We start from the raw sequence: 763 nt of genomic DNA, 5'->3' as shown, positions 1-763 counted from the left end.
TTTATGCGCGAGGTTGTCTTAGTTTGGAGCATAAGTTTGAAGATTGAAGTCTGCTAGTAACGTAATAGATTATTGAGGCCATTGTTATACCAAGTAAGCTTGCCCCTAAATCGAGCAAAGAGAATGATCGTGAACGCGATAACATTTGTAAACTTTCATCAATTACGCAACAGGTCGAGACGATAACTATGGCGAGAAATATGCTTTGTATAGGGGAAAGAGTGGCGGAAATTACTCGGATAAAAACCAAGGTAATGAATAGCGCAAGTGTAAAGTGGAGATAAATATCACCGCCGAGTGACTTTTCCAAAAATACCGGTATCTCAGCATGAATATTCAGTGTTTTTGCCAGTGATAGCGAAGCCGTACCAAGAGAAAGCAAGGCTAACATGAACAAGGCGATAGGCCGGTTTATTGAATAATGTTTTATCATCGAGATCACTCTAGCGCTCTCTTGCAGAGATTATTTTTCTCAGTATAACGTTGAGGGTTATAAATAATAGCTGCACAGGTAAATTTTAAGAGACCGTTTGATTTTAGATACTGGTAGGCTTCTCCTCGGCTTTGAGGATGAGCTAATGCTCTTGCGGCGTGATCAATAATGATAGTTCGCTGCGGCGCTGAAAAAATAGACCAATGGTTAAGGCCAATCTGGGAAAGTGTGTTGTTCACTTTGGGTGTAAAAGGCCCATATCTATTGGCTTGTGCAAAATAGAGATCAATATTTTCCCCTTTCAACTGAGTTTCAATCACCAATAAATCA

At 40.0% G+C, this 763-nt stretch carries 1 pseudogene; it reads right to left on the bottom strand.

The features are described 5' to 3' along the window. Positions 1-438: 438 nt before the first annotated feature. Positions 439-763, bottom strand: a pseudogene (locus GMA8713_RS26035) (VpsP family polysaccharide biosynthesis protein); the annotation flags it as partial.

This window comes from Grimontia marina (genome assembly GCF_900060185.1).
Classification (GTDB): Bacteria; Pseudomonadota; Gammaproteobacteria; order Enterobacterales; family Vibrionaceae; genus Enterovibrio; species Enterovibrio marinus.
Note: the sequence above shows the minus strand (reverse complement) of the source record. Positions and strands in the feature narration are given on the sequence as shown.